We start from the raw sequence: 1,319 nt of genomic DNA, 5'->3' as shown, positions 1-1,319 counted from the left end.
AAAATTCATATTTACTTACATTACTTTTTTTATATTCTTCTACTAGCTCTTTCCATTTTTCATTACTTATTCTTTTTTTCTAATAGCATCATTAGCCTCTATTTTTTTAGGCTTTTGTTCTACCACTTATTTTTATTCTTGCCTAGATGCCCTTATTTTAGCGCTTACGATATAATATTCTCATCACCCAACTTGATAATTGAAAGCGAACTTTCTAATTTATCTAGGTTTATAACAATATCACCACTATCAATATAATTCACTTCCCTATTTTTATTTGGAATATATACTAGTTGATCTTCAAGTTCTTGCACCTTAAATGAATATAATGTACTAAGATCATCAATCACTTCCTTTGCTGTTGAATTATCATGAATACAAAAACCAATGACATCATGATTTATTTGACTAGTATCAATTTGATCTAGATTCAATCTTTTACATATATCAAACAATATACAGTTTAAATTTGTGTGAAAAAATTTTCCTTGAACCCAGTGTCCATTTTTCCAGCAATCACCATCTCCCCAAACATCAAGCTTATCAGGGAAATATGGATAAGGTCTCGCGTCCCATGCCCAGACAAATTTATTTTCAATCATTTCAGAATCTTTCCACTTCATCTCTGTAGCAAGCAAACCTAATTTTTGTGCTTGAAAATCAACTTGTCCCTTAGAATATTTTGGGATATTTGATTCGGCGGTACTTGGATCATAAAAAACATTAGGTTGATTTGTAGCACAATCAATTGATGGAAACCCTAATTCTGTAAACCAAATCTTCTTTGATTTAGGAATCCATTCTGTCTGCCTGCCATCAGGATTATAATGTTTATTATCCCACCACCATTTAATATTTTTCCATACATATTCTTTGCCAAGAGGCTGTTTTTTTCCATTGCCATCAATATAATAATCATATCCTTCACCAGATTCCCAACCACCTATTATCTCATTTATATCATATGTAGTTTTGTCATTACTTGTTAAAGGAAAGTATGCATCAATTCCTATAAAATCAATATATTCAGATGCCCATAGCTTATCTAAAAAATACCATCCACCATCAGTGTGGTGATATTCACTCCAATCTGCAGCATATGAAATCATCACATTTTTACCTAATATTCCCCTAACCTGTTTTGCCAAATCAATGAGTTTATCAACAACCAAAAATTTATTATCACTAGTTTTAAATTTTGTAAGCTCAACCATTTCTGAACCAATTAAAAATGCTTTTACTTTGCCTTTAACAAGTTTAGCGTAATGCAAAATAAATTTATTATAACCATTCTCCCCATCGAAAAAATTCTCTATATC

The 1,319-nt window shown here is 30.7% G+C and carries 1 protein-coding gene; it reads right to left on the bottom strand.

The genetic code is table 11. The features are described 5' to 3' along the window. Positions 1–164: 164 nt before the first annotated feature. Positions 165–1,319 (bottom strand): baseplate megatron protein TIM-barrel domain-containing protein (locus EIC27_RS06825; protein ID WP_205702367.1); only part of this gene is annotated, 1,155 nt, incomplete at its 5' end.

This window comes from Candidatus Aquarickettsia rohweri, assembly GCF_003953955.1.
Taxonomy (GTDB): Bacteria; Pseudomonadota; Alphaproteobacteria; order Rickettsiales; family Midichloriaceae; genus Aquirickettsia; species Aquirickettsia rohweri.
This window is presented reverse-complemented; position numbering and strand designations above follow the sequence as displayed.